The organism is candidate division KSB1 bacterium (genome assembly GCA_034506395.1).
GTDB lineage: Bacteria > Zhuqueibacterota > Zhuqueibacteria > Thermofontimicrobiales > Thermofontimicrobiaceae > Thermofontimicrobium.
This window is the reverse complement of the sequence record JAPDPQ010000010.1, coordinates 83,667-110,663: the sequence shown is the minus strand read 5'-3', so window position 1 is coordinate 110,663 and position 26,997 is coordinate 83,667. Positions and strand designations below refer to the sequence as shown.

Here is a 26,997-nt window from a genome sequence, read left to right as displayed (position 1 = left end):
AATTCATTGATCAAATGAAACCGTTACAAAAGGGATCGATACCATCGAGAATAAATTTGCTCTTTTTGTGCGCAAAATACCGGCAGTCTGTTCTATTTGCGGAAAATTTGTTTTCGGACCTTAAAAAAAATGAAGTCTATTTGAAAGGACGATGCGGGAGCTCCGAGTGTGCTCACCAGATTTGATCTCTCCAAATAAAAAAGCCCTGGTACCGATCAGGGGATTAGCACCAGGGCTTTGGTCGTTGAATGAAACGATTCAACTATGCTGGAGGACCCGATATATCATTAAAATATTCATCCCAATAACTTTTTTGCCCATTGTTATAATCGAACCACTCGATATATCCAGCCCGTGTCTCAGAATTCCAATAGATCGTATTGGTCCGATTTGTCGAGGCATCGTAGTAAATCAAAAAATGATCCGTCAATTCTATCCCGTACTTCAAATAATCTCCATAATTTTTACATCCAACTTTCACCCTGGTGAAGGTCAATTCCCGATCGTTTTCATCACTCAAATCCCATTCAACTTTTAGAGTAGCAATGAGAGAATCGGGAGATTGATGGTCATAAAAGGTCCACCATCCTTCTTTGTTGCTGATTTTTGCCCGTCCTTCGAACCAGAGGAAATGCTCCAACGGTGGAAGATGGGCATTGCTTGATATATATGCTTCCCACACTGCCTCGCCATTTTGGGTATCGATCCACCCAGCTAGATCGACACTAAAGGTCAGAGGTCCCTCAGAGGCGTGAAAAATCCAGTGCCATTTTCCATCGGATTTTAATTCTGCTGGCTGAGTGAGCGCCGCGGTCAGTACAGCAGTCGGAACGGCCGAAGCTGCCAATACCGTAAGATTGATCGCGGAAACTCGGAAAACCGCTGCGAAAAAATTGCTTTTAGAAAGAGTGGCTTTATTTAAAGTTGAATTGGAATTCAGCTTGAAAAAGGAGAGATCGGCCTGCAAGGATTCTACGGGTGGTAAATCGGGCGCCACAGCAACCGGCTTAGTAGGTTCTTTCTCACAGGTCGTCAAACCCATTAACAAGATAATCATACCCCCCAGAGCAAGAATTTTTTTCGTTCGCGCTCTCTTCATGGCTTTGTCCTCCTGGTTGATTATCTTTTCTGTTGATAATTTAAAATTCTTGCTATAAAAAAACTTGATGTACAGCACATTTATTGAAAGAAATCATTTGCATTTATTTTTCTGGTTTGTTATTTTTAAGCCATTATCTATGAGGCGGATTTTGCATAATAAAAGCTTTCGTGCAATTCGATTTTGGGGGCAGTGGGATACTAATATCCTCAAAATACCTGATCTTTTCCAAAGAATCGGAATCATCAACAAATCCTTTTTGCCATTGTCAGTTTTCGTTTAAAATTCTTGAACAGATTTTTGAAACCGATTCGAATATGATTTTCAATTTTATGTTGCGCTTCTTATCGGTTGGCATTATGGACATCCGATATCGTTTCAAAAGGCACGTTCAGTTATGAGAAATAATTTTATGAATAGCGGCTCTCATGGACGAACCAAAGGAGCTGCTCAATTAAGTATCACCAAATCTTAAGTCATAATTGGTGTATCTTTGGATGAAATCCAGGAGGATGAAACTCATTATGAAAACTGTAATGATGAGCTCATTGTTGTTATTGCTGTTTTATGTTTTTGCGTTGGCTGCTCAGTCGGAGCAAGCCAGCGGGATCTTCCCCTATCCATATCATAAAAAGGTTTTGGATAATGGGCTAAAGGTGATCATCATTCCTATGGAAAGCCCGGGGTTAGTGGCCTACTATAGCATCGTTCGGACGGGTAGCCGTGATGAATATGAGCCAGGGCATTCGGGATTCGCCCACTTTTTTGAGCATATGATGTTTCGGGGGACCAAAAAATACCCTGGTTCGGTTTATGATAAACTCATCACCGAGATGGGTGCCGATGCCAATGCCTACACTTCTGATGATCTGACCTGTTATCATTTAAACTTCGCTTCAGAGGACCTCGAAAAGGTTATGGAATTAGAAAGCGATCGTTTTCAAAATTTATACTACGAAGAACAAGCGTTCAAAACCGAGGCCGGGGCCGTTCATGGCGAATATTTGAAGAGCCTCTCCAGTCCCTGGTTTTTGCTCTCGGAAAAGCTCATGGATACCGCTTTTGATGTCCACACCTATAAGCATACGACGATCGGCTTTCGTCAGGATATCGAAGCGATGCCAACGATGTACGAATATAGCCTCTCCTTCTTCAATCGCTATTATCGACCAGAAAACGTAGTCCTGGTGATTGTGGGAGATGTTAATCCAGCCAGCACAATGGAGTTGGTCAAAAAATACTATGGAAATTGGAAACCAGGCTATGTTCCACCGCAAATCCCAGCAGAACCAGAACAGCAGGCCGAACGTACTGCCAATGTCACCTATAACGGAGAGACGTTGCCGATCCTCTGCGTCGCCTATAAATCCTTGGCTTTTGACCCCAAGAGCAAAACCATGGCAGCTTGCGTTCTCTTGGGCGATTTGGCGTTCGGCGAGACCAGCGATATATATAAAAAATTGGTCTTGAACGAGCAGCGAGTGCAATTTATTTCGGCCGATTTCAATTCAGCTCGAGATCCGCAACTGCTGACTATCTGGACGATGATCAAGCGGGAGGACGATATTGACAACATCAAGAATGAGATCTATCGGACAATCGAACATTTCAAGCAAGAAGCAGTCAGCAAGCAGAAATTGAACGATTTGAAGCGCCGGCTCAAATACAGCTTCCTCATGGGATTAGAAACGCCCGATGATGTCGCTGGAAGTTTGGCCCGTTATATCGCCCTGACTGGTGACATTGAGGCTGTGAATCAGCTTTATGAAACCTATGAACAGGTTACGCCAGCCGACATCCGTGATGCTGCCAATAATTTGCTGGTCGAACAAAAACGAACCGTCGTGGTGCTGAAAGGAGGGCAGAAGTCATGAAATCTCCCATGATTGTTTTTGCAATGGCTATTCTGTTCGGCTTTCTCTATGCCGGCTGTCGATCTTCACTTAATGATCAAACCGTTCTGCTCAAGGTTTCATCCGATCCGACCATTTCGTTTGCGATCTGGTTCAAGGTCGGCTCGCAGAACGATCCCTCTGGCAAAGAAGGATTGGCCCAATTGACCGCCGCGATGCTGACTGAAGCAAGCACGCAACAAAATAGTTACGATCAGATCCTCGAACAACTTTATCCCATGGCTGCAAGCTATAGCGCTTCGGTGGATAAGGAGATGACCGTGATCAGCGGGAGAATCCATCGGGATAATCTCGATCGCTATTTCGATCTGTTCACCCAGGCGATCATCAGCCCAGCATTCAAACCCGAGGACTTTGAGCGGATCAAGAGCAATACGATCAATTACCTCGAAAAGACTTTGCGTTATGCGAATGATGAAGCGCTCGGCAAAGAAGTTCTCTATCAGGCGATTTTTAAGCAAACACCTTACGGCCACCCTGAAGCGGGGCTGATCGAAAGCGTTAAGTCGATCACCTTGGATGATATAAAAAATTTCTATAAAAAATATTTTGCTCGTGACAATTTGGTGATCGGCATTGGTGGAGGATTTGACAATGAGCTTGTGCATCGGCTGAAACAAGCGCTCAATAAACTGCCGAAAGGGGCTCCAGTTCCAGTTGAGAAGCCCTCTCCCCTACCGATCGACGGTCGGCAAGTGATCCTGGTCGAAAAGGACACTCGCTCCAGCGCCATCTCCATAGGATTTCCAATCGATGTATTGCGAGGTGAGGATGATTTCTATGCACTATGGCTGGCTAATTCCTGGTTTGGCGAGCATCGCAACTCGAGCAGCCACCTGTACCAGGTCATCCGTGAGGCGCGCGGGATGAATTATGGTGATTATTCATACATTGAATGCTTTCCCAACGGATGGGCGCGACAATTTCCCGCCCCGAATGTGGGCCGAAGGCAACAGATCTTTGAGATCTGGATCCGGCCTGTCCAGACCGAGGCTGCCCATTTCGCCCTTCGTGCCGCTATTCGCGAGCTGCAAAAGTTGGTCGATAACGGCATGACTCAGCAGGATTTTGAATTGACTAGAAAGTTCCTCAAAAAATACTATCTCCATTACGCTCCAACCACATCATTGCGGTTAGGGTATCAGTTGGACGATAAATTTTATGGGGTTCAAGATCATCTCAAAAAATTCCCTGAAATGCTTGATCGATTGACGTTGGAACAGGTCAACGCTGCGATCAAACGGCATTTACAATATCAAAACCTGAAAATCGTTATTGTAACCAATAACGCTATTGCCTTGAAGCAAGCACTGATTGCGGACGCCCCCAGTCCTATGAAATATGTTACTCCAAAACCCGCAGAGGTGCTCCAGGAAGATCGAGAGATCGAGCGCTATCCGCTCAACATCAAGCCAGAGAACGTGACGATCATTCCAGTGGCCGAGCTTTTTCTGCGCTGAGAATCCAGATATTAGCTCGTTTACACTTGAAGCGAATAAAAAAAGGAATATTGAATTAAAGGGACTCCATGCATCCAAAAGCATCCCTGAGTTTCAATATTCCTTTTTTGATTTTTATCGCTTAAAGCGATGGGAGGCTTGTGCGACGGTTCTCTGAGAAAACTCGCGCAAATTCACTTCACATAGAATAATCAAATGAAATGATACGTCCTCATTTTAATGAAAATCCCTTGGTTATTTTTATAGAGAAACGAATTCTATCCTACCTGTCGCTCAGCTTGAACCGTTAAAGACATTGGCAACAGATTCACTGTCCTTAGTAGCTGAGCATTAAGCTAAAATGAAAAATCACTTAATAGGACTTAATTTTAGCATCACCACATCATGCCCGCCAACCTTGGTGACCAAGGGCTTATCCGTTGTCCCAACATCTTTTTTTGCCCAGAGGTCCCGAATCTTGAAACTCGCCTTTTTGAAATCGATCTCCCGTTTGGCGAAATCGTCCACTATGGTATGGTCTTTCCATGTGAATGATATCTTTTTCGGAGCGATGCTGCGGTTCAAAAAGCAGACCGCCCACGCGCCCTTTGAGAGCGGCTTGAACCAGGTCTCCAGACTATCTTGTGCTGAATATTTGAAGCCTTGGATGCCGAGAGAATCTTGATCGACGGCAATCACTTCTTTATTGGTAAGAATTGCCACCGTCTCTTTGGACATGTTTCTCAGATCATTCCCAGCGATGAGCGGCGCGGCCAGCATGCACCACATCGAAAAATGGGCGCGATCTTCGCTAATCGACATTCCATTGCCGACCTCCAGCATATCTGGGTCGTTCCAATGATCGGGTCCTGCATAGCCACGCAGCCCCTCCTGCAAATCGAGGATGGACATGACGCTCAATGATTTCCAGGTGCCGTGATCTATATCTTGGCCGAAGCTGACTGAAATGTCGCCAGTGGTGCGCCATAGATGGCCAATATCCTTCGCCCAAAGCCAGGGTTTGTTGCTGCCCCACTCGCATAGGCTGAATACAATGGGCCGTCCTGCGGCGTAAAGTGCATTTCGCATGGTCAAATAAGCGCCCTCGGCGTTTAATCCTTCAGTATTGCACCAATCGTACTTCAGATAATCTACCCCCCATTCCGCATACTTCATCGCATCCTGATATTCATGGCCGCGACTGCCTGGTCGACCAGCGCAGGTCTTCCAACCAGCGTCCGAGTAAATGCCGAATTTCAACCCCTTGGAATGTACATAATCAGCCAGCGCCTTGATTCCGGAGGGGAATCGCTCTGGATCGGCCTGAATGAAACCGAGTGCATCTCGCTCGCCATGCCAGCAATCGTCTATTACGATGTATTGATACCCCGCATCCTTCATACCGCTAGCTACCATTGCATCGGCCATTTCTCGGATCATCTTCTCATCTACGTCACAGCCGAATTTATTCCAGCTATTCCAGCCCATGGGGGGCGTCAATGCCAATCCAGCAAATTTTTGGGCATAAAGCGAAGAGGTTGATAATAGCAAGATAAGAATCAGCAGGGTTCGCGCTTTCATGGTTTAGCTCCTTTATTGAGTTAAGGTGGTGATAGGTATTTTTTGCAACTCAAATAGATAATTCTGGAAATTTTCTGAGTTGCTCACTCAGAAGTGATATTCCTAATTTAACATTTGATTTTTTGGTCAAGCTGCATTTTCAAATCAATTCGACGAGAGCCGATTTCGTGCCAACCGTGCTTCTTCAGAATTGGGAAATCGCTCAATGACCGCTCGCAAATATTTTTTGCCTTCCACCTGATTATCGAGCGTCAAATAACAATATCCGAGCTTAAGCAAAGCAGCTGGGACCTTATCCCCTCTGGGATAGTTTTCAATCACTTTCTTAAAATTCTCGATCGCTCTTTGTATATCTTTCTGAGCGTAATAGGCTTCTGCAATCCAATATTGAGCATTGTCAGCCAGATCACTTTGGGGGTATCGCTGCAAAAATTGCTGAAAACCTTGCAAGGCCAATTGGTAATTCCTTTTGGAGAGATCAAGATAGGCTGCGTTGTAGATTTTCAAAGGATCATCATCGCTCAAAATGGTTTTCATGATCGAAGCATCGGAACCTGCGGCATCGTTCGCCGTATCCTTTGCTGCTGGCGGGGGCATTACTGGTCCAGGTTTCTGGATCAGATGAGACATGCGATAGGTATTATCTTCCAATCGGCTGGAGACGATCTGGATCTGGCTTTTAAGTTGATCGATCTCGGTCAGCAAATCGGCCTTGGTGCGACGCGTTTCGTCCTGAAGGGATGCTAATTGCCGGTTCAATTCCTGAAGCATCCGCTTGAGCTCGGCATTTTCTTGTTGCAGAGCATCCGACTTTAATCGGAGATAGGCAGTGTCATCTTTGAACTGGACGATCTCTTTGCGAGTCGCACAGCTTAGCATCAGTGCTGCCATCAATCCGATCAGACACATTCTGAAAATAGTGATTTGATGCTTCATTTTTTAGTACCGTTCGAATATCATTCTTTCAAACAAAGCAAATCTCCTCGGAGCGCGGTAAACCTCCGAGGAGATTTGCTGGATTTAGAAAACAATATTCGCTAATTTCGAATCACAAAAGCAGCGCGACGGTTTTTGGCCCAGGCTTCTTCATTGCTTCTTGGATCCAGCGGCCGTTCTTTGCCATAGCTGATGGTCCGAATTCTGGAGGGGTCGATGCCATATTTGACCAAGTATTCCTTTGCGGCATTGGCACGTCGCTCGCCAAGCGCCAGGTTATATTCAATCGTGCCTCGTTCATCACAATGTCCCTCGATGGTCAGCTTGATCTGCGGATTCTCTTTCAAGATCCGCGCATGATTGGCCAGAATATCGCGCGCTCGTGGGGTTAAATCATACCGATCAAAATCAAAATTGATATCTTGGAACACGATTTCTTCCGTAGTTTCGGCGGTTTCTTTGACATCAAGGTCTATTGGGGCTATCTGTCGCTCGCTCTCAATAGGCGGGGGCGATGGTGCAGGCGCGCTAGTTTCTCCTATTTGTGGAGCCGTTTTGGTCACCTTTTTCGAACAACTAGCCCATGTAATTATTAATAACAGGCTCAATAATAGTCCGAGTATCTTATGGATTCTCATATCTAATTCCTCCTATAAAATTTTTATGAAAGATGAATTGACTAATGAATCGAGCCATTTATAAAAGACAGATCAATTTTGGGTCAATCGTGGCGACCATGTCGGCGAAGTGTTTCCACCAGTTCGCGTCAATTTTCTAAGTTGGGTGCCATTCCAGTTCATCACGTAAATATCCCATCTCCCCTCACGGTTCGATGCGAAGGCGATGTGCAATCCATTGGGAGACCAGCACGGGTTTTCATTATCCGAAGGCCCGTCTGTCAATTTCAAAAGATCTTCGCCCGTCACGCTAATGGTGCAGATATGAAAGCGACCATTGTCTCGTGAGACGAACGCGATCCGATCGCCGCGGGGAGACCAAGCGGGCGACTCGTTATAGCTCCCCTCGAAAGTCAGCCTGCGAATGTTACCTCCTTGCGCGTCCATCAAATAGAGCTGGGGAGAGCCGCTTCGGTCAGAGGTGAATACAATCTCCCGACCGTCGGGTGACCAGGAGGGCGAGGATTCAATGGCTGGGTGATTGGTCAATCGCTGCAGTTTGCGGCTGGCGTACTCCATGACATAGATCTCCGGATTGCCGTCTTTGCTAAGCGTAAGGGCAATCTTTTTGCCATCAGGGGACCATGCTGGTGATGTGTTTAACCCAGCTTCTTTTGAAATCCGATAGGGTTTCTTGTCGCTCAATCGCAAAATTAGCAGGTCGGGATTGTCCATAATGTAACTCGTGAACACGATTTTGTCACCTTGTGGCGACCATCGCGGCGATAAATTGAGAACCCCAGATGATGTGAGTCGCTGAAATCCAGCCCCATCATAATCGATCACTGCAAGTTCTTTTCCATTGCCCTGTTGGCTGATGAAGGCGATCTTCGTCGTTGCACCCCCTCTTTCTCCCACTAGGTAATAAACGACCTCGTCGGACGCTTGATGGGCCAACCAACGCAGCGATTGCTGCTGACCCTCAAACTTTTTTTCAAAAATTTTGCGCTGGCTAGGAAGTTCGGACAACAACACTTTCAGATTGATTTGATCGCTGCGATAAGATAAGCTTGCTTGGACTTGCGCGCCGGTTATCGCTTGAGTTCCTGTCCCTGTATCGCCGAGAGCCATTATTGTTTGTGCGGCATCGATGATGTTGAAAAAACCTGATAACGTGAGATCATTGATCATAATACCGCGGATCTGTTCTGTGGCCTCCAATTGCTCCTCTGCTCGAAACGGGGCAATAATAAGATTGATCTTATTATATCCCTCGGATTGAATTTTCAAATAGACTTCATCCTGTGCTGGCGCTTGCGAACCCAGCGCCAACAGTAACAGAATGAATAGGCTGATCTGAATTCGATTATTCATTATAATCCCTCAAATTCAATGTGCACGGATAGAAATTCGCCCGCAAAATCATCCGGCAGCGGAGGCAGCGGATCTGCCGAATAGATAGCACGCTGCGCTGCTTGATCGAATAGATATCGCCCCGATGATTTTTCCACTACGACATTCACAATTTTGCCGCTCCTTTGCACTTGAAATCGAATCATTGTAGTCAGTTTTTCGGGCAAAGTGGTTTGCTGATAAGGTGGCTGCCAGTTCCGTTGGATCCGATTCTGCAAGATCGCCAGATAATAGCTGAACGGGAAATCTTTGGTATCAATTTTCAATCCGCTCGATCCTGCTGCAACTGGTGCTTCAGATTGCTGAGCGGTTGGAGGAGGTGGTGGCTCGCTCTTCTTCTCCATCTGTTTTTTGGGCGCTGTTTTGGCGATTGGAACGGTTTGCTCTTTCGGCTTCGGCGGCGGCGGTGTTGTTTTGGTCTCCGTAATTTTGGGAGCATGTGTTTCGACCAATTGCGCCGCGCTGATCAACTCCACTGGATAAATATTGATCGGTTTCGTTGGGCGCTTTGGCCGTGACGGCCAAAACACTAATAAAACCATTAGCATTCCATGCAATGCCAAAGATAACAACACCGAGTTTCTCATGGCTTTTTTTCAGGTTGAACAATTAATCCCAAATTGTTGATCCCCGCCGCCTTGATTCGATCCATCAATTGAATGACTTTGCCATATTGGACTTCTTGATCGGCTTGAAGCATTACCACTTTTTGGCGACTTGTAGCATAAAGCTGCAATAATCTCACTTCAAAATTTTCCAGCCTGACCTTGGCATCGTTCAACTTGATGGTTCCATCCCGCATCAGAGTAACCACGACGCCATCATAGGGCTTGAGATCATCGGCAGTCGATTTTGGTAGTTCGACATCGATGCCACTTCGCATCAACGGTGCGGTAATCATGAAAATGATCAATAGCACCATGGTCACATCAACTAGGGAAGTCACATTGATTTCAGAAATGATCCGATATCTTCCGTTTTTCACAGCGGTCGCTCTCTTTCGATGGAAATCATCAAATTGGAAAAAAAGCTTTCGGTTTCATTTGCAATCTGGCGCAATCGATTGGCGAAATAGTTATGAGCCACCAGCGCAGGAATCGCGACAGCCAAGCCCGCCACAGTCGTGATCAGTGCCTCAGCAATCCCTGGTCCAACTGCTGATATATCGGCTGAGCCGCGCATGCCCATGCTCAAAAACGATGTCATAATCCCCCAGACAGTACCAAATAATCCCAAAAATGGGCTAACGCTCACGGTCGTTCCCAAAAATACCAAACGACGCTCCAACAGCTCCATCTCATCAGCGATAGAGACGTCGAAAATCTGACGCAAAGGAATGGATTGTCGATTGCTTACCGTTCGATCCGTTGAAAGATTCACAGTTCCATTGGGTTCAAGAGACTGCTCGAGCCAAACTTTGAGATCTGTGGCGTTTTTTCGGAATACGCGGGCAATTGGGCTATATTGGAATTCGCGACTGAAGGTAAATCGGTCATTCCATTTCACTCGCAGCTTGAACAGCCGCGAGAATTTTTCGTTCTCCTTGGCAATTTTATAGAACAATCTTGCCTTTTCAATAATAATCCCCCAAGAAATCACCGATAAAACGAACAAGATCAATAAAACCGTTTTGGCAACTAAACTCGATTGAAAAACGAATCTTGTCAACTCGGCCATACGCTGCTTCCCACATCACGATGAAAAAATTTTTGCCCGCTTTGTCATGTTGCTATTTCTAACCATCAAGGCAGAAATTAGTTTCATCTCTACAACCAATCCTTTTAATAAAATGTTCGAACCTATCAATCGTTGATTGAAAAAAGTCTTCCGCTGCTTCGTTGAAAGCAAACATGAACGAGCTGAAGCAATTGTCTTGCATTCAATTGAATAAATCATTAAATTCAACCATGACGAATCGGTTAAGATATCAAATCTGAGGAGTGAACAATTGATGAACGAATGGGATCTAACACAAACGAATCTGGATCGTCTCTCGAAACAAAAACTTGAGGTGGCAGTCATACCCGTTGGTGCAATTGAGCCGCACAATCATCATCTTCCAGAAGGGCAGGATTTTCTTCACACTTCCTATGTGGCGCAACAAAGCTGTCAACTGGCTTGGCAAGAGTGCCGCTCCATCATTTGCTTGCCAGCGATCCCATATGGGGTCGATTGCAATTTGTTGGACTTCCCGCTGGCGATCCATATTTCTCAAGCCACGCTGGATGGCATGCTCCGCGATATTATTCGTTCATTGCGGCACCATGGGATTCGAAAGATCGTCATTCTCAATGGGCACGGGGGCAATGATTTTACCCCTTTGGTTCGACAATTGCAATGCGAGCTGGACGTCCATTTGTTCGTTTGCAATTGGTGGAAAGTGGGATCGGATAAATACGATGAGATTTTTGAAACCCCAGACGATCATGCTGGCGAGTTCGAGACCTCCGTTGCATTAGCCATTTATCCTGAATTGGTGGAGCTATCAAGGGCAAAACCTGCCCCAGCTCGTCCGTTCCGATTTGAAGCCCTAAAAAGGGGATGGGTTCAAACCAGTCGTCGGTTCAAAAATCTCAATGATCATTGCGCTGTGGGCGATCCATCACGAGCGAGCGCTGAAAAGGGAAGACAGTATTTGGCGCTGGTATGCCAACGGATCGCTACATTTCTCAGCGAGCTGGCGCAAACCCCAATCGATGAGCTGTTTCCTCAGCAGCCCTAGCTTTTGCCTACACATGTTTCTAATTTGATTTCTCTAATAGCAGCGCAACGGAAATTCAATGGCAGGATCTTTGCGTTTAGGATAAGTCTGTTTTCTTTCAATGATCATGATGTTCCTGATCGGCGCTGAAAAATAACTAACACGAATAGGACTTCAACACTTATAAGATTTTTTTCGTGATGATCCTCCCCCCTATCTCTGAAAAATTTTAGAGCAGATATGCTTGTCAATTTTCATTTCATCATTTGATTAGGTACTTTAAAATCGATATGAATTTCGATCAATTTATTTATTCAATAAATGAGCAAAAGGGGAAAATATTATCTTCCGGCACTACCTGGTCGCGTTTGGTATTGTTGCCGAACTATGATGCAAGGCGCAATTTGCTGGAACAAGCCCTGCTCACTGACCCAAACATCGCAAATCTGATCCAGCGGCTGAATGATCCAACGCTGGGGATCAAATCTTTACTGAAAAGGCCAGCCGATTATCGGGTATATGGTTCATTCTACTGGGTCATTCGTTTCCTCGCCGATATAGGCGTTTCAGCGGAAAAACTCGGCATCCACGAGTTGCTAAAGATTTTGCTATGGCAACAAATGGAGGACGGACAATTTATGATCCGCTATCATCGCCAAAAACAACAAGCCATCACGCTCGTTTGCATCACGGCTCATTTGGCCTATTGTTTAACGCGCCTGGGGTATCGGCAGAGCAATTCAGTCATAGCGGCAATAAATTACATAATCACCACGCAGCGAGGAGATGGAGGCTGGCACTGCGATCGGCTCAAGCAGCCAGGTGAAAAATTGGAATCCACTCCAAGTTGCCCAGCAGCCACGGTCCATGTGGCCCGGCTGCTCGCCCAATTCGATGGGAAATATGACGCCATTATCGCGCCATCCCTTCGCTCGTTGTTGAACTACGATCTTGAGTCCGCAGCCCTTGGATGCGAATTCGACCATCATGCCAAACTCAATTTCAACAAATTGCGGTATCCCCCTCACTATACAGGTTTGGATATCTTAAATTTGGTGCATAGTATCTCCACTTTTGCTCACCTTGTTCAACCGGAAAACCTTGCTCGATTATTAAAGCCAATCTTGGATCGCTGGAGGAGAGAGCATGCATTGCGATCGGAAAAGCGGATCCCGGAATGGTCCCAATTCGATTTTGCTCGTAAACAAGGAAGCTCAGATTGGATCATGAGCTTGTTCATTCAGGCGTTCGAAACGATCTATTTGAAATCTCCCAATGCGCTGCAAGAACCGGGTTCCCCTATAAGCCAGCATCGGAAAATCTCCCCCTCGATTTAGCAGCGACTAGTGAGGTGACGCTTTTCCTATCATTCCCTTTTGCCGATTGGGTTTCTCAGTGGAAAAAATGATCATGCCGGCAGGTTTTGAGCTCGAATTGAAACAATAATTTTACTTGACATTTTGCTATTATTTCATATATTAAGGCAAACAATGCGATCACCCACTTCGGAGTGCGCCTCAATGGTATTCATTTGCCTCAGCAGCCTCAGCCTTCTGGTTAGCATGACCGGGCTGTTCATCCTATTATTCGCCTCTTTTGCATCAGATGAATCTGAAACGCCAAAGGATGGATTTATTAATCGCCAGGCTCGAAAAATTCGTATTCACAAAGAGGCAGCTCCTCCAGAACCTGAAGAGGCGAAGGCTCCCAATCCCAAATTTATTATGCTGCTCCAGACGATCATCATCGGTGAAATGGTAGGGCTTTTTTTTCTGACCTTGACCCACCATCCATTGAAATATTCGATTTTGTTCTACAATGCTGCCATCCTATTGACGGCATCTTTGGGGTGCTCTGGTCTGACATTGTTGAACGTCTGGTTATCCAAAAAAACGCACATCGAATTTCGGGTCATCGTGCAAGCAGTCACTCTCGTTGTTTCGATTGTGCTGGCAAAGCTCTCGTTTCGAGAGGAGGTTGGGGTCTCCCGCGGCTATTTTGATACTCCAATGTATTTCTTCTTTTTCACCGTCGTCGTCGCGTTGGCCACTATGCTTTTTAACGTCATTCGGCGTAAGGAAAGAGAAAAGATTGAACTAGATTTCAGCAGATATCTGATCCTGGTAATTGTGGTCGGTCTCGCCATCGGAACCGGTCTCTACGTCACTTCCAGATGGTTCTTTTAATCAACAAGCCTTTGGTGAAATGAAGTCACTGGCTGAAATGAGGTTTTGGCATTTTCGGGTAAAAAAATTCGAGAAATACGCCCAATGAACCGACACTTGCCATCTCTCATAACCAGTTCGGCTGAAAAACAAGAAGAAATCTAAATATTTTTGTTGTCCATTGCTTCAACGAATCTATCGTGCAACTTTTGTTAATTTAGCTGAAAGGAATCATTCATGAGAACAAATTTGAACCGTCCGATCAAAGGATTCCAATTTTTAGGCCTCGCCATAATGGTCTTGACATTCCAATTTGCCAACGCTCAAACCTTTGAAGGCTATTTAGAGCAAACTGTAATAACGAAATCTACCATGCCAAGGCAGCCGAGCCAGAAAACTGAACAACACAAGGCGTTTTATAAGTCGGGCAAGTTTAAGTCTGCCGATTTGACAAATGGAGAAGATATGATCCTCAGGTTCGATAAAGAATTAATGTGGACAGTCAATCATAAGGAGAAAAGCTATACGGAGATGACCTTCGCAGATATGCAGAAGGGGATGACCGACATGCAGTCCGCTATGCAGCAGGAGATGAAAAAGATGTCTCCCGAGGAACGCAAAGCCATGGAACAAATGCTGGGTAAGGATCTAGGCAAAATGTTCACCGATCAATCACTATTTGAAATTTCTTTTAAGAAAACAGGGAAAACCAAAATGATTCTCGGTTACGACTGTGAACAAGTGTTTTTCAACTTGGACGATGAACCGATTATGGAGATGTGGCTAACCAGCAAACTGAATATGGGCAGCGAGTGGGTAGATATCTACGAAAAGTTAGGCATGATGAAAGTTAAATTATCTTCGGAAGCTCGAAAACTTCGAGGGTTGCCGTTGCTCACTAAAATAAACTCCGAGACAGGCATGGTGAAAATTGAAATAATCACCGAAACGACACGGGTAGTAAAGACCTCAATTTCTGATAGCGAATTTGAAGTTCCGAGGGGATACACGAAGAAATCCTTGGAGACGCCTTTCAAACATTAATCAACCAACAGAAATAGGATCTTTTTGCAACGAGCTTACCATTGGCTGAGTTTTCGATTGGAATTGAAAAGAAAAAAAGAGATGCCTGTACCACTAATCATTTAATCCGCGGCTGTTTGGTCAAGATGACCCTGTGGATTGAGCGCATAAAAACCCACAATTTCATTCGATTCAATCACGATCTTTCTTACTCCTGATTTCTGAAAACATAAAATTTCATTTCGATTTCATTTCCTCGTATGGGGGCGGGGTTTCATCATTATAGCTTTCTGGGTTTGCTATGTGATGCCGCATAATTTTCAGCAGCCAGAAGGATCGCGCCAATGATGCCAGCGTCGACGTTCAACATGGCTTTTACCACGCGGATCTTTTCGGCAATGGCACCAATGGCATTTTGTTTTACTGCTTGCTCAATGCGCTGAATAAATTCATTGCCAGCCTCAGCTACGCCGCCCCCAAGAATGATTAAATCTGGATCGATGACATTGGCCACGCTTGCCAGCCCGGTCCCTAGATAGTCGCAGGTCTCCAAAATGGTCTCTTTAGCGAGGTCTTCGTTTAGTTGTGCTTTCAAAAAGATCGTTTCGGTATTTAGACCTTCGATATCGAACATGACGCCGAATCTTTTCAACTTTTTCCGATAGCGATCCACAATCGCGGGGGCGGCAGCGTAAGCCTCGAGACATCCGCGATTGCCGCAATTGCACGGCCTACCATCGATCTCAATCACAATATGCCCGATCTCCGCTGCTGAATAATGTGAACCTCGATAGAGTTCTCCATTGATGACCATTCCCCCGCCTATTCCTGTCCCCAATGTCGCGCAGAGAACGGATCGGTATCCCCGGCCAGCTCCTTTGCGCGACTCCGCCAGAGCCATCATATTCGCATCATTATCAACCCAAGTTGGCACGTGAAATCGCTCTTCGAAACGCTTTTTGATCGGAGCATTGGTCCAATCCACAAAATTTGGCGTGCTACCCAATAATTGACCTGTCTCAAAATCAACGCAACCAGGACTGCCGATCCCGATGGCAACCACGGTCTCGCCTCGACTTGCCGCTACTTCTATCAACTGATCCACAGCGGAAAACATGTTCTCGAAAATCTTATCTTGCTTGGCAAACGCCATCGAAGGCTTGCTAAAACGAATCAACAAATCACCATTCCCAGTGCCCAGCGCATATTTCAAATTTGTCCCCCCAAGATCCAAACCGATAAATAAACTCATTACTCACCGTAAGATTTCATTCAACCGTTTTCGAATCAGAAAATCCAAAGGATAGCTGGCAAATTTAAGGGAAATTATTTTCTAAGTCAAGCTTTTTTTGTTTTTTTGTAACAACTCAAATTCACTCCTTTTTGAATTCAGAAAAATACCCAGATGACGCATTGAACCTTATTTGAATTAAATTTTCTTTGAACCAAAGCCGAACAAATAAATAAAAAAGCCCCAACAGTGACGAATTGGGCTGAAGGATAATTGGCCTGCAATGCGTCCTCGTTGGGGGATTGTTAACCCTTTGTGGTGAGTAAGGGCCTTGAGATGAAGATTTTGAGTGATGATAATAGTTTTAGCATCAAATCAGCCTCTCAGCCCTGTAAGAAATATTGAAATACCAACTCATCGGTTGCTGCCGATTTGAATTAGATGATTTCTCAGTTCAAAAGGATCTTCACTGCTCGGTTGTCTGCGAACAAGGCAGCTCAATGAATGATATAGCTTTTTAAGGATCTGGTAACGCCTGACATTATCGGCAATTGGGTTTTTCCGACGTTGTTCTTGGAGCAGGACAAAAGGTGTAATCAATTCAAGCAAAGAAATGGAGGGGTCTTGATTTTTACGATATACCCAAGCAGCGTGGAGAGCAGCACCCAACGCAGCGCCTTCTCCCTCCACTGGCACGACCGTGGCTTCAAAGATATCGGCAATGGTTTGGCACCAGATCTCCGAGCGCGACAAACCACCTGTCAGCCGAATTTCTTGAGCGGTCACTGGCATCCGCTGAAATCCATCATATAGATTGAGTACATGTCCCTCAAGCACCGCGCGACAGAGCCATTCGGGACGAAAATCGTCCAACCCGAAACCGAAGTAGAGCGGAGCAGCCAAAGGCACGTCCGGAGTCCGCTCCCCAGCATACCATGGGATCACCACTCGCCCCAGGCAACCAGCAGGGGTTTTAGCTGCAATTTGATTAAACTGCTCATGGTTCAGGTTAAATTGTTGCAGCAGCGTGTTATATCCATTGGCGAGATTGGATACGCAAAGCAACGGCAGATAATGGCCTGTGCTATCGCAAAAGGCTGCAATTTCACCTTCAGGGTCGATATATGGTTGTTCCATGAAGCTATACGCCGTGCCGCTGGTGCCCAGGCTGACTGTAACAATCCCTGGGACCACATTGCCAGTTCCAATCGCACCATACATATTGTCGCCGCTGCCAGCATCAATTTGACATTTGGGATCGAAACCAAAGCGATGGACCAAATCTGCAGAGATGGTGCCGATAAATCGATCGGATGGCAGGACTGGAGGAAGTTTCTCCCGCAAGCTGGGATCGATGAAATCTATCAATTTTTCAGACCAAGATCTTGTGGCTGGATGCCAAAGCGCCATACCGGATGTATCACCTGGCTCCATAACGCGCACGCCTCCGTTTTTGCCACCAGTTAGGTACCAATTGACGAAATTGTGAACCAGAAAACAGGTTGCAGTTCTTCTGAAGGCGTCTGGCTCGTGACGAGCGAAATGTAGAATTTTGCCAGCGGTGTATCCGGTGCGTTGCGTATTCCCCACTTCAGCGATCATTTGCTTCGGCCCTCCGACAAATTCGGTGAGCTGTTCGCATTCGGCGCGTGTGGAGAAATCGTTCCAGAGCTTGCTTCTTGTTCGCGAGAGATTGCCTTCCCGATCCAGACACACCAGCCCATGCTGTTGCCCTGATACCGAAATCGCCTGAATATCCCGCGGCGAAATCTCAGATCGAGCCAATCGCTGAAATAGCGTCTCCAGCGCGTCGATCCACATCTTGGGATCAGATTCAGAAACTCCCTCACCGAGGCCTGAGATAACCCCGTTTACTGTGTGATATTGGGGAAGATCATGATCATAATTGACAACATCAGTATAAAGTACCTGTTTGAGATCCAGATCGATGATGACAAGCTTACAGCTTTGGGTCGAACAATCAATGCCAGCAAATAATTGTTTCACTTTCTCCCTCCTTGAGTTCGGTCAATTCATCTCGCCGCTGGTAGTACAATCTTCTGCTTTATTCCATTCTTCAATTTGAGCGTCACATGTCTGCCAACATCAGCACAAGCTGCTAATCATTTTGCTGTGTTTCAGTGGTGCAGAGGCCCATGACTCAATTTTTCTCTCCGAAGCTAAACGATTGTCGATAGGTTTTATCTCCAACGCTTGGGTCGCACGGTGGGAAGTCGCGCCAGCGTTTGATCCGATTGATAATGCATTGTTCCATCCTGGGGCTATTGAGCGTGGAAGATACAAGCGCGACATCTTTCACATTGCCATCAGGATCAACCACAAATCGCACAGTGATCTTACCACTGATATTCGGTGCGTAGCGCAATTCTTGCTTATAGCAATCCTGCAAAGCGCGAGTATGAGATTGGACAACCCGCATCACGTCCTGAGCCGACCGGGTTTTGACGCGCTTCTGGGTTATGGCTGCTTGCTCCTCCTCGCTCGTAGGAACAGGTTCGTAATTTAGATTGCGCTTAGCAGGCTTTGCCTGAACCGTTTCGATTGGCTTGACATTTTCGATCGCCTGTTGTTTTTCTTCGTTAGCTGTGATACGTCCCCCTTTGAGAAGTGCCTCGTCGCTACCGATGCCACGACTATCATCCCCATCCTTTAATCTCCTGAGATAATGACTGCTTCCATAGCGCGGAACCTCGATTGCACTCAGACGGGATAGCACCTCACTTAAATGCTCAGAGTTTTCTGAAGCGTATTCCAGGAGGTCCTCCACATACTCGCGATCGGCTGCTCGAGTATTACTGGAAATTAATCCCAATAACCCTACTGAGCTCATTTGCTGCTCTAATTCAGCCCGAGACGCTCGCCTTTGCGCAGTAGCCGTAGATCGCGCACCAAGCAAATCTTCCCGGGATGGTAAGCTTGTCTCTCTAGGTCCTAAGGGACCAGCACTTGAACCTTTTGATTCGCGAGCTGCAGGAATCTCTGCTATGCTCTCGATAAAATTATCCGTATAAGTAGACATCCATCGGGTCAATCCAGTGATCACCTCAGGATCGATTCGATTTTCGTATTTCGATAATCGATCCAAAAAGCTCGGGTACGAGAGAGAGCCCTCTTTGAGCAAAAGTTTTGCGTAGCGTTCTTGAATATTGCTAATCGCTTTGCTGGTTAATTCCATGGGCACCATCCGTCGGAGCAAAAAAATAAAGCTCACATTTAGGACTAATGAGAACAAGAGAATCAGGAGGAAGCGCAAATCGATCGATTGAAGAATCCCCTTTTTAAATTCGGCTGGAAATTTTTCGATTTTCTGGGAAGTGCCCACTTTAAAGGTCTGAGCGCTTGATTTTTCGTTTTTAGCTAAATCTTTCAACACTTCAAACTTGGTGCGGTCGCGGCTATCGTGCTTCACACTGGTCTCCACAATAACTTGTTACCCCTTGCTTTTCAAAATTCGAATGAATTATAAAAATTATTCTCTTTAAAGTCAAGCATAAAATCCTTGTTACTAAAATTTATAGAAAGCAAAATGTCTGCCAGCAGGATGTGATTTGTGCAAAGTTTAAAGTTTTCACCCCAGCGATTTAGATGAAGATAAATGGTTGATATGGATTTGATAAAAATTTAAATAATTCACTTGCATTTTAGCAAAAAAAAGCTATCTTATATAGCTAACTTTTGGGAAAAAATAAATCGTTCCTGTGGAGGTTAAGATATGAATATTGGAATTCCTAAGGAAATCCTAGCTGAGGAGCGGCGAATTTCGCTGACGGCGCCAGGTGTCTACTCATTGGTCAAGGAAGGGCATAAGGTCTACATCGAACGTGGAGCAGGATTGGACAGTCGCTTTTCAGACGAGGATTTCCAAAAAATGGGTGGTGAAATTGTGTTCAACCACGAGGAAGTGTTTAAGCGCTCCGATCTGATTATCAAAGTGATGCCACCGACAGAATCTGAGGCGGAATTGCTTCATCCAGAGCAAATGATTTTCTCATTTCTGTTGACGGGGCTGCTGAAAAAGCGTACGATTGAGATGATGTTGGAAAAGAAAGTCACCGCTGTGGGGACGGAATTGATCGAGATCGCACCCAAATATCGACCGCTCCTGGTCGCTATGGGTGAAATTGCTGGCAACATGATGCCCCAAATTGCAGGTCGTTTTTTGCAATGCGATAACGGTGGCCGTGGGATTGCCATTGGTGGATTCCCGGGCATCCCGCCATCGACCGTTGTCATTCTCGGTGCAGGCCAGTTAGGTTTCAATTCTGCCAAAGCTTTTGTCGGTCTCGGCGCGCAGGTCGTCGTCATGGATGAAGATATCTCGCGACTGCGGTTTATTCATCGAGAATTAGGGGGCAGGGTAATCACTGCTGAAGCCAACCTTTATATGATTGAGCGGGCACTAAAATTTGCAGACGTGTTCATTGGTGCTGTGTATCAACCAGCACAACGGACCCCGATTCTCATTACCGAAGAGCATCTGAAGTTGATGAAAAAAGGTTCGCTCATCATTGATGCATCTATTGACCATGGGGGATGTGTCGCAACCAGCCGACCGACCACGCATTCTGACCCGGTATTTATCAAAGAAGGGATTCTGCACTATTGCGTTCCTAATATTCCAGCGGTCGTCGCTCGGACAGCATCTCGAGCCATGAATAACATCGTCGCCCCATTTGCCATGTCGATCGCTCGAGAGGGCATCAAAAAAGCCTGCCAAACAAACCAGATATTGGCTTCTGGTATCTATCTGAGCGATGGCAAATGCACCAATAAAGGAGTGGCAGATCTATATGATTTGGAGTTTAGCAAATATAAATGTTAGTCCCATTGCTAAGAAATTTTACTGTTATGATAAACCAAAACCGAATCCTCACGCCATGCTAATATTGTAACACTTAAAAATTGCATGGATAAACACTACAGGTTTATTCAACAGGACACAGGTCGCAAATTCAAAATACCAATCAGAACGAGCAATGATAATTAATTTAACAAGAGAGAGTAAACGATGAGATGGATGGAAGAATACAAAAGCAAATTGACGACGAAAGAGGATGCAGTATCGATTGTGGAGAGTGGTAATAGAGTTTATATTTCAGGCAATGCTGCGACTCCATTCCCCCTCGTGAAGGCGCTTGCAGCCAGAAAGGATTCGCTTCGTGATGTAGATGTGGTTCATGTCTTGTTGTTGGGTGAAGATCCTCTTTCCGCCCCGGGCATGGAGGGACATTTTCGGCATAAATCGCTATTCGTGGGCCCGGCCGACCGCAAGGCAGTGAATGAAGGCAAAGCTGACTATTTCCCGATTTTTCTTTATGAGATCCCGCAATTGTTCGTCCATGGCAAAGGCACATTGCCGCTGGATGTTGCCATCATCCAAACGTCACCGCCAGATGCCCATGGCTTTTTGTCTTTAGGCGTTGAAGATTTAGCCACGAAGGCAGCAGCAGAGCATGCCAAAAAACTGATCGTCATGGTCAATGATAAAATGCCGCGCACGCTCGGGGATTGCTTTATCCACATCAGCAAGGCCACCAAAATCGTTGAGGTATCAATGGAGCTCCCGACCCTGGAGATCACGCCCCCCAGTGAAGTGGAACGAAAGATTGGTGAGTATATCGCTGATTTGGTGGAGGACGGTTCCACTCTTCAACTGGGCATCGGTGGCATCCCGAACGCAGCACTGAGCGCTATGGGAAATAAGAAGGACCTGGGTATTCACACAGAAATGGTATCTGATGGAATTATGGAAGCCATCGAAAAAGGGATCGTCACTGGGGCCAAGAAAACTTTGCATCCTGGCAAGATAGTTGCCACTTTCTTATTGGGCAGCAAGGCGCTGTACGAATTTGCACACAACAATCCTTTGTTCGAAATGCATCCTGTGGATTACACCAATGACCCGTTCATTGTGGCGCAGAATGATAAAATGGTAGCCATTAATTCCGCCATTGAGATCGATTTGACCGGCCAGGTCTGTTCAGATTCGATCGGCTATCAAATTTATTCTGGTTTTGGCGGGCAAGTGGATTTTATTCGAGGAGCAGCACGTTCCAGAGAAGGAAAACCGATCATCGCCCTGCCATCAACCACCAAAAATGACACAATATCGAAAATTGTCCCGCATCTGAAAGAAGGGGCAGGCGTGGTCACCAGCCGTGGCGACGTTCACTATGTCGTTACTGAATACGGCGTGGCATATTTGCATGGAAAAAGCTTGAGTCGCCGAGCGCAAGCGTTGATCAGCATTGCACATCCCAACTTCCGAGATGAGCTGACTCATTTCGCAAAAAAAATAAAATTGATTTAACCACAAATGGCATATTGCATTTGTCCTACTCGGCTAAGAGAATTGAGCCCGAGGGGAACCCTATGCATTGCAAGATTTAGGCTTAGCAAAAATCTGAATTTTTCAGCAATTTGAGGAGACAAAGATATGGCGAAACTGTCGATTGATGATGTAGATCTGAAACATAAGAGAGTGTTAGTGCGAGTGGATTTCAATGTACCGTTGAACGAAAATTTGCAAGTGACAGATGACACGCGGATACGAGCTGCGTTGCCCACCATTCAAGCGATCATTAAAGCAGGAGGCAGGGCCATTCTGATGTCGCACTTGGGGCGGCCCAAAGGCAAGGTGAATGAATCCATGAGAATGGCGCCAGTTGCCAGAAGACTGTCGCAATTGCTGGATCAGGAGGTTCGATATATGACCGATTGCATTGGTCCAGAGGTCGAAAAAGCGGTCAATCAACTTTATGATGGCGAGGTGATGTTGCTCGAGAACCTTCGATTCTATAAAGAAGAGGAGGCGAACGATCCTGGGTTTGCCGAAAAGTTAGCGAAGCTCGGGGACGTATATGTCAACGATGCTTTCGGGACAGCACATCGAGCTCACGCTTCGACCGAGGGTGTCACCAAATATTTCAAGCAGCGCGCGGCTGGTTACTTGATGCAAAAGGAACTTCAGTATCTGGGCGATGCGATCGATAATCCGAAGCGCCCGCTGGTTGCAGTGCTGGGCGGCGCCAAAATTTCTGGTAAAATCGATGTCATTCAAAACCTCATGGCCAAAGTCGATGCCCTGCTGATCGGCGGAGGGATGACCTATACGCTGCTTTATGCCAAAAATATCCCCATCGGCAAATCGCTGCTCGAAGCCGATCGTGTGGAGCTTGCTAAGGATGTGCTAAAGAAAGCTGAATCCCAACGAATTAAATTCCATCTCCCAGTCGATCACGTGATCGCGACCGAGCTTTCAGCCACAGCCGCATCCAAAACGACCGATGGTCAGGCTATACCCGATGAATGGATCGGTGTGGATATTGGCCCCAAGACCATTGAACAATTCGCCTCAGCCCTCGATGGCGCCAAAACTGTCATTTGGAACGGGCCAATGGGCGTGTTCGAGATCGAGCCCTTTGCTACCGGTACCCTGACCATCGCAAAAAAGCTCGCTGAAATCACCCGCAAAGGTGCAACCACGGTTGTTGGTGGTGGGGATTCTGTGGCAGCATTGGCAAAGGCGGGATTGACCGATCAAGTCACCCATGTCTCTACTGGCGGCGGCGCTTCGTTAGAATTTCTTGGTGGACTTACCCTGCCTGGAGTAGCAGCCTTGAGCGATAAATAGCGCATCGATATTGACGAAGCAATTTGTTCAGATCATCCCACCGATGGAATCATGGACTTTCGGCATCGCCCTTGAAATTCATTGCCAAACCAAGGCACATCGGTGGGATAATGGTCAAGAACATTAATCGTTGATCCACTTTTCCTGACTCATGTAGCACTGCATCTTAGCACTGAGAGACCAATGAGCGAGAATTTATCTCGACTGCAGCAATTTTATGCCACTTATCTGGAATTTCACCATAAGCTGTTCAATATTCAGTTGGACTGCATGAAACATTTGGTGGCATTAGTTCCTTTTGAAAAGCTGAACCAGATCGACATCGGCAGCCGCTTCAGTCAGAAGCTCCCGATTTTGGGCGAAGACAATTTTATTTTTGATGATCGAAATATCGAGCTGATCTTTGAATTGATCTTCCCCCTCATCAAGCAATATTTTTATCGCAGCAAAGAGCTACTCGTTCGAATCGAGGAACTTTACGATAGAAGAAAGCTGCCGCTTGGAAATCTAATTATTGACCAGATCACCGGAAGCAAAGTCCAGCCTCGGCAGCTCGCCAATAAATATAATATCCCAGCTATTCTTATTGAAAAACTGGTAGAATACGTTTCCGAGCCTTATTTAGAGCTCTGCTCAGAGTTCTTCACAAAGAAGCTGCTCCAGTACCATTGGGAGCTGCCGGTCTGTCCGATTTGTGGAGGAGCGCCAACCATGGCGCTGGTGAACGAAAGACAGATGGAGCGAAAACTGTGGTGCCGCATCTGCGATACCACATGGGCTTATCCATTCATCGGTTGCCCCTATTGTTTGAATCAAGATGCAAGCAAGGCAAAGCATATTTTTCTTTCGGATCGGAAGCCTATTCGCATCGATGGCTGCGATCAGTGTCACAATTATATCAAGACAATTGATGCAGCGATCGCTGAACCGATCCATAACCTAAGCGTTGAACATGTGGAGACTGTCACGCTCGATCTGTTAGCTCGGATTATGGGCTATCAGACATCTGATTCTATCAAATTTTATCTTGAAACATTTTAATCAATCGAGGAATAATTTACGATGCAAAATACCGAATCATTCCAAGTCTCTGTGAAAGTGAATGGCCATGAGCTGACCATGAATCTTTTTGTCCAGGAGATGGTCAAGAATGTCGCCTTTGCGCTGGTCAGCTCACTGAAAATTCCAGACAAGCCGCAGACCATTGAGATCACCCTGCGTTCGGTCAAATAAAAATACAATATCAACCCAGAACGGTCATGAAACCAAGTGGCATTATCACGCTGCTGACCGATTTTGGTCTATCGGATGGATACGTTGCAACGATGAAAGGGGTAATCCTTTCCATCAACCCAAAAGCAACGATCATCGATCTCAGCCATGATATTCCAGCTCAGGATGTTGCTGCCGCGGCATTTGTACTCGAAGCTAGTTTTCGCTATTTCCCTCGCGGTACCATTCATGTGGCCGTGGTCGATCCCACCGTGGGTACGAACCGCAAAATTCTCGCAGTCAAATCCTCTGACTATTGGTTTCTCGCACCAGACAACCAGTTGCTCAAATATGTCTTTCATGCCGGGGAAACCTTGACCGTAGTTGAAGTGTTAAACAAGCGGTTCTTCCTGGGCCAAGTTAGCCAGACCTTTCATGGTCGAGACATTTTCGCCCCGATCGCGGCGCATCTCTCTTTAGGAGTCGACATTCTTCAATTGGGGGAACTGACATCAGATTACGATCGAGGTCAGATCCATCTGCCTTCGGTCTCGAAGCATGAAATCATCGGGAAAGTGATCTATTGTGATCGCTTCGGGAACTTAATCACTAACATCGAGGCGACACAGTTGCCGAAACACGAGTTTCGCATTTGCGTGGGAGATGTGACCATCCCACATTTGTCGCAGAGCTATGCCGAAGTTGAAATTGGTCAACCGCTGGCCATTGTGGGCAGCTCGGGATTTTTAGAGATCGCCATTCGGAATGGGAATGCTCAAAATCGATTGTCCGCGTCGCCAGGGACCAAGGTCACCCTCAAAATGGTACATGATCGTTGAGGTTCGAAAATGAAACGCTCTGTCCGAAGGCGGCCTGAGCGAAATTTTTGGGCATGCTCCTGCATGCACAACGATTCAATTTTGGAATTGAAATTGCAGGGAAAAAATCAAACTTAGCTATAGGGATGCTCCATCATCATCTTTGATCCCAATTAGATGGGATTGATTCGAAAAACTTAAATTCACTCATTTCGTTTTCCAATTGTGGAAAGGGAACGTTTCACCGAGGAACAGTTATGCCAGAGCCAGAATATTATTTTCGATTTGAAAGTTATGAATATCAGCCGCAACAAAGCTTGCGTTTATTGAATCGAATCAAAGGCGATCGACCTTATATCAACCTCATTTTATTTTTGCTGACGATCCTGACAACCTACCTGGTCAATGGCATATCGTACTCGATCTCGATCGTCTCCATTTTGTTGGCACATGAGATGGGTCATTATCTAATGTGCCGAAAATATGGCATTGCTGCGACGTTACCCTATTTCATCCCGGTTCCTTTTGCACCGTTCGGCACGATGGGTGCATTCATCAAAATGAAAGAACGAATCCCCGACCGACGGGCGCTGTTCGATGTTGGAGTTGCAGGACCGCTTGCTGGGCTGACCCTTACGATCCCAGTGCTCATTCTGGGACTGAAGAACTCTCAATTTGTCCGGTTGGATAGTTTGCCAGGTGAAAGCTTATTTTTGGGGGAATCGTTGCTATTTTCTCAGCTCGCCAAGCTGATCCTCGGAACACCGCCAGAGGGCTATGATACCGCGCTTCATCCCATGGCCTATGCAGGTTGGGCGGGATTGTTCGTCACCGCCTTAAATCTGCTTCCCATTGGCCAATTGGACGGCGGCCACGTACTTTATGCGTTGTTCGGCCATCACAGTCAGAGAATTTTTAAGCTCACTATGGCGGCCTTTATCATCGTCGCTGCCTTCTTCTATCCCGGATGGTTGGTGATGATCGTACTCCTATTGTTGTTAGGCTTCCATCATCCAGCTCCGGAAAACGACTACATTCAACTCGACAAAAAACGACGGATTATTGGCTATGGCACATTTGTCATTTTCGTCGTATCTTTCATCCCAGTGCCATTTTATTTCCGATGAACAAACTGGGCAGTTGAAGCCCGAGGCAGCTATGGCTCAGCTTAATGCTGCGATTCAATATTTGCAAG

General features: G+C 46.0%; 24 protein-coding genes. 13 read left to right on the top strand and 11 right to left on the bottom strand.

Annotation, left to right across the window (positions count from 1 at the left end; genetic code table 11):
* Positions 1–262: 262 nt before the first annotated feature.
* Positions 263–1,099 carry a hypothetical protein gene (locus ONB37_08645; protein MDZ7400214.1) on the bottom strand — a complete coding sequence of 279 codons (837 nt, stop codon included), beginning with the start codon at positions 1,097–1,099 and terminating at the stop codon, positions 263–265.
* Between the two features lie 524 nt (positions 1,100–1,623).
* Here ONB37_08645 and ONB37_08640 point away from each other — a divergent pair.
* Positions 1,624–2,973 (top strand): insulinase family protein, encoded by a 1,350-nt coding sequence (locus tag ONB37_08640; protein MDZ7400213.1) that lies wholly within the window; start codon positions 1,624–1,626, stop codon positions 2,971–2,973.
* Positions 2,970–4,472, top strand: a complete 1,503-nt coding sequence (locus tag ONB37_08635; protein ID MDZ7400212.1) for an insulinase family protein — start codon at positions 2,970–2,972, stop codon at positions 4,470–4,472. Before ONB37_08640 ends, ONB37_08635 begins: the two co-directional genes overlap by 4 nt.
* A gap of 348 nt (positions 4,473–4,820) precedes the next feature.
* On the opposite strand, the gene ONB37_08630 is transcribed toward ONB37_08635, so the two are convergent.
* The 7 genes from ONB37_08630 to ONB37_08600 all read right to left on the bottom strand — a co-directional run bounded on the left by ONB37_08630 (position 4,821) and on the right by ONB37_08600 (position 10,675).
* On the bottom strand, positions 4,821–6,032 hold the full coding sequence (locus ONB37_08630; GenBank protein ID MDZ7400211.1) for a glycoside hydrolase family 27 protein: 1,212 nt from the start codon (positions 6,030–6,032) through the stop codon (positions 4,821–4,823).
* A 144-nt stretch (positions 6,033–6,176) separates the two neighbouring features.
* Positions 6,177–6,968 (bottom strand): tol-pal system protein YbgF, encoded by a 792-nt coding sequence (ybgF, locus tag ONB37_08625; protein MDZ7400210.1) that lies wholly within the window; start codon positions 6,966–6,968, stop codon positions 6,177–6,179.
* 101 nt (positions 6,969–7,069) lie between these two features.
* Positions 7,070–7,606, bottom strand: a complete 537-nt coding sequence (gene pal, locus ONB37_08620) for a peptidoglycan-associated lipoprotein Pal (protein ID MDZ7400209.1) — start codon at positions 7,604–7,606, stop codon at positions 7,070–7,072.
* A gap of 72 nt (positions 7,607–7,678) precedes the next feature.
* Complete coding sequence (tolB, locus tag ONB37_08615; protein ID MDZ7400208.1) at positions 7,679–8,959, bottom strand: Tol-Pal system beta propeller repeat protein TolB; 1,281 nt, start codon at positions 8,957–8,959, stop codon at positions 7,679–7,681.
* A complete protein-coding gene (locus ONB37_08610) occupies positions 8,959–9,540 on the bottom strand; it encodes a TonB C-terminal domain-containing protein (GenBank protein MDZ7400207.1) in 582 nt (193 codons plus the stop codon). Before ONB37_08610 ends, tolB begins: the two co-directional genes overlap by 1 nt.
* Before the next feature lie 41 nt (positions 9,541–9,581).
* Complete coding sequence (locus ONB37_08605; protein MDZ7400206.1) at positions 9,582–9,983, bottom strand: biopolymer transporter ExbD; 402 nt, start codon at positions 9,981–9,983, stop codon at positions 9,582–9,584.
* Complete coding sequence (locus ONB37_08600) at positions 9,980–10,675, bottom strand: MotA/TolQ/ExbB proton channel family protein (GenBank protein ID MDZ7400205.1); 696 nt, start codon at positions 10,673–10,675, stop codon at positions 9,980–9,982. Before ONB37_08600 ends, ONB37_08605 begins: the two co-directional genes overlap by 4 nt.
* A 274-nt stretch (positions 10,676–10,949) precedes the next feature.
* Here ONB37_08600 and ONB37_08595 point away from each other — a divergent pair, with 274 nt between their 5' ends.
* The 4 genes from ONB37_08595 to ONB37_08580 all read left to right on the top strand — a co-directional run bounded on the left by ONB37_08595 (position 10,950) and on the right by ONB37_08580 (position 14,908).
* Positions 10,950–11,720, top strand: coding sequence for a creatininase family protein (locus ONB37_08595; GenBank protein MDZ7400204.1), 771 nt, complete (start codon positions 10,950–10,952; stop codon positions 11,718–11,720).
* 269 nt (positions 11,721–11,989) lie between these two features.
* Positions 11,990–13,036, top strand: coding sequence for a hypothetical protein (locus ONB37_08590; protein ID MDZ7400203.1), 1,047 nt, complete (start codon positions 11,990–11,992; stop codon positions 13,034–13,036).
* A gap of 183 nt (positions 13,037–13,219) precedes the next feature.
* Positions 13,220–13,885, top strand: a complete 666-nt coding sequence (locus tag ONB37_08585; GenBank protein ID MDZ7400202.1) for a hypothetical protein — start codon at positions 13,220–13,222, stop codon at positions 13,883–13,885.
* Between the two features lie 216 nt (positions 13,886–14,101).
* On the top strand, positions 14,102–14,908 hold the full coding sequence (locus ONB37_08580) for a DUF4412 domain-containing protein (protein MDZ7400201.1): 807 nt from the start codon (positions 14,102–14,104) through the stop codon (positions 14,906–14,908).
* A 259-nt stretch (positions 14,909–15,167) separates the two neighbouring features.
* Here the strand turns inward: ONB37_08580 and ONB37_08575 are convergent, their stop codons facing one another.
* The 3 genes from ONB37_08575 to ONB37_08565 all read right to left on the bottom strand — a co-directional run bounded on the left by ONB37_08575 (position 15,168) and on the right by ONB37_08565 (position 19,548).
* Positions 15,168–16,139, bottom strand: a complete 972-nt coding sequence (locus ONB37_08575; GenBank protein ID MDZ7400200.1) for an ROK family protein — start codon at positions 16,137–16,139, stop codon at positions 15,168–15,170.
* Between the two features lie 393 nt (positions 16,140–16,532).
* The gene (locus ONB37_08570; protein MDZ7400199.1) at positions 16,533–18,125 is read right to left on the bottom strand and encodes an FGGY family carbohydrate kinase; all 1,593 of its coding nucleotides are present in this window, start codon (positions 18,123–18,125) and stop codon (positions 16,533–16,535) included.
* 154 nt (positions 18,126–18,279) lie between these two features.
* Entirely contained in the window at positions 18,280–19,548 is a 1,269-nt protein-coding gene (locus tag ONB37_08565) for a TonB family protein (GenBank protein ID MDZ7400198.1), read from the bottom strand.
* Positions 19,549–19,851: 303 nt separating this feature from the next.
* Here ONB37_08565 and ONB37_08560 point away from each other — a divergent pair, with 303 nt between their 5' ends.
* The 7 genes from ONB37_08560 to ONB37_08530 all read left to right on the top strand — a co-directional run bounded on the left by ONB37_08560 (position 19,852) and on the right by ONB37_08530 (position 26,929).
* Positions 19,852–20,961, top strand: a complete 1,110-nt coding sequence (locus ONB37_08560; protein ID MDZ7400197.1) for an alanine dehydrogenase — start codon at positions 19,852–19,854, stop codon at positions 20,959–20,961.
* A gap of 195 nt (positions 20,962–21,156) precedes the next feature.
* Entirely contained in the window at positions 21,157–22,449 is a 1,293-nt protein-coding gene (locus ONB37_08555; GenBank protein MDZ7400196.1) for a 4-hydroxybutyrate CoA-transferase, read from the top strand.
* A 126-nt stretch (positions 22,450–22,575) separates the two neighbouring features.
* Entirely contained in the window at positions 22,576–23,772 is a 1,197-nt protein-coding gene (locus tag ONB37_08550) for a phosphoglycerate kinase (GenBank protein MDZ7400195.1), read from the top strand.
* Between the two features lie 183 nt (positions 23,773–23,955).
* On the top strand, positions 23,956–24,813 hold the full coding sequence (locus ONB37_08545; protein ID MDZ7400194.1) for a formate dehydrogenase accessory protein FdhE: 858 nt from the start codon (positions 23,956–23,958) through the stop codon (positions 24,811–24,813).
* A 21-nt stretch (positions 24,814–24,834) separates the two neighbouring features.
* On the top strand, positions 24,835–25,005 hold the full coding sequence (locus ONB37_08540; GenBank protein MDZ7400193.1) for a hypothetical protein: 171 nt from the start codon (positions 24,835–24,837) through the stop codon (positions 25,003–25,005).
* Positions 25,006–25,031: 26 nt separating this feature from the next.
* Positions 25,032–25,823: an SAM-dependent chlorinase/fluorinase gene (locus ONB37_08535; protein ID MDZ7400192.1), complete on the top strand. Its 792-nt coding sequence runs from the start codon at positions 25,032–25,034 to the stop codon at positions 25,821–25,823.
* A gap of 236 nt (positions 25,824–26,059) precedes the next feature.
* Complete coding sequence (locus ONB37_08530; GenBank protein MDZ7400191.1) at positions 26,060–26,929, top strand: site-2 protease family protein; 870 nt, start codon at positions 26,060–26,062, stop codon at positions 26,927–26,929.
* The last annotated feature ends 68 nt before the right edge of the window (positions 26,930–26,997 follow it).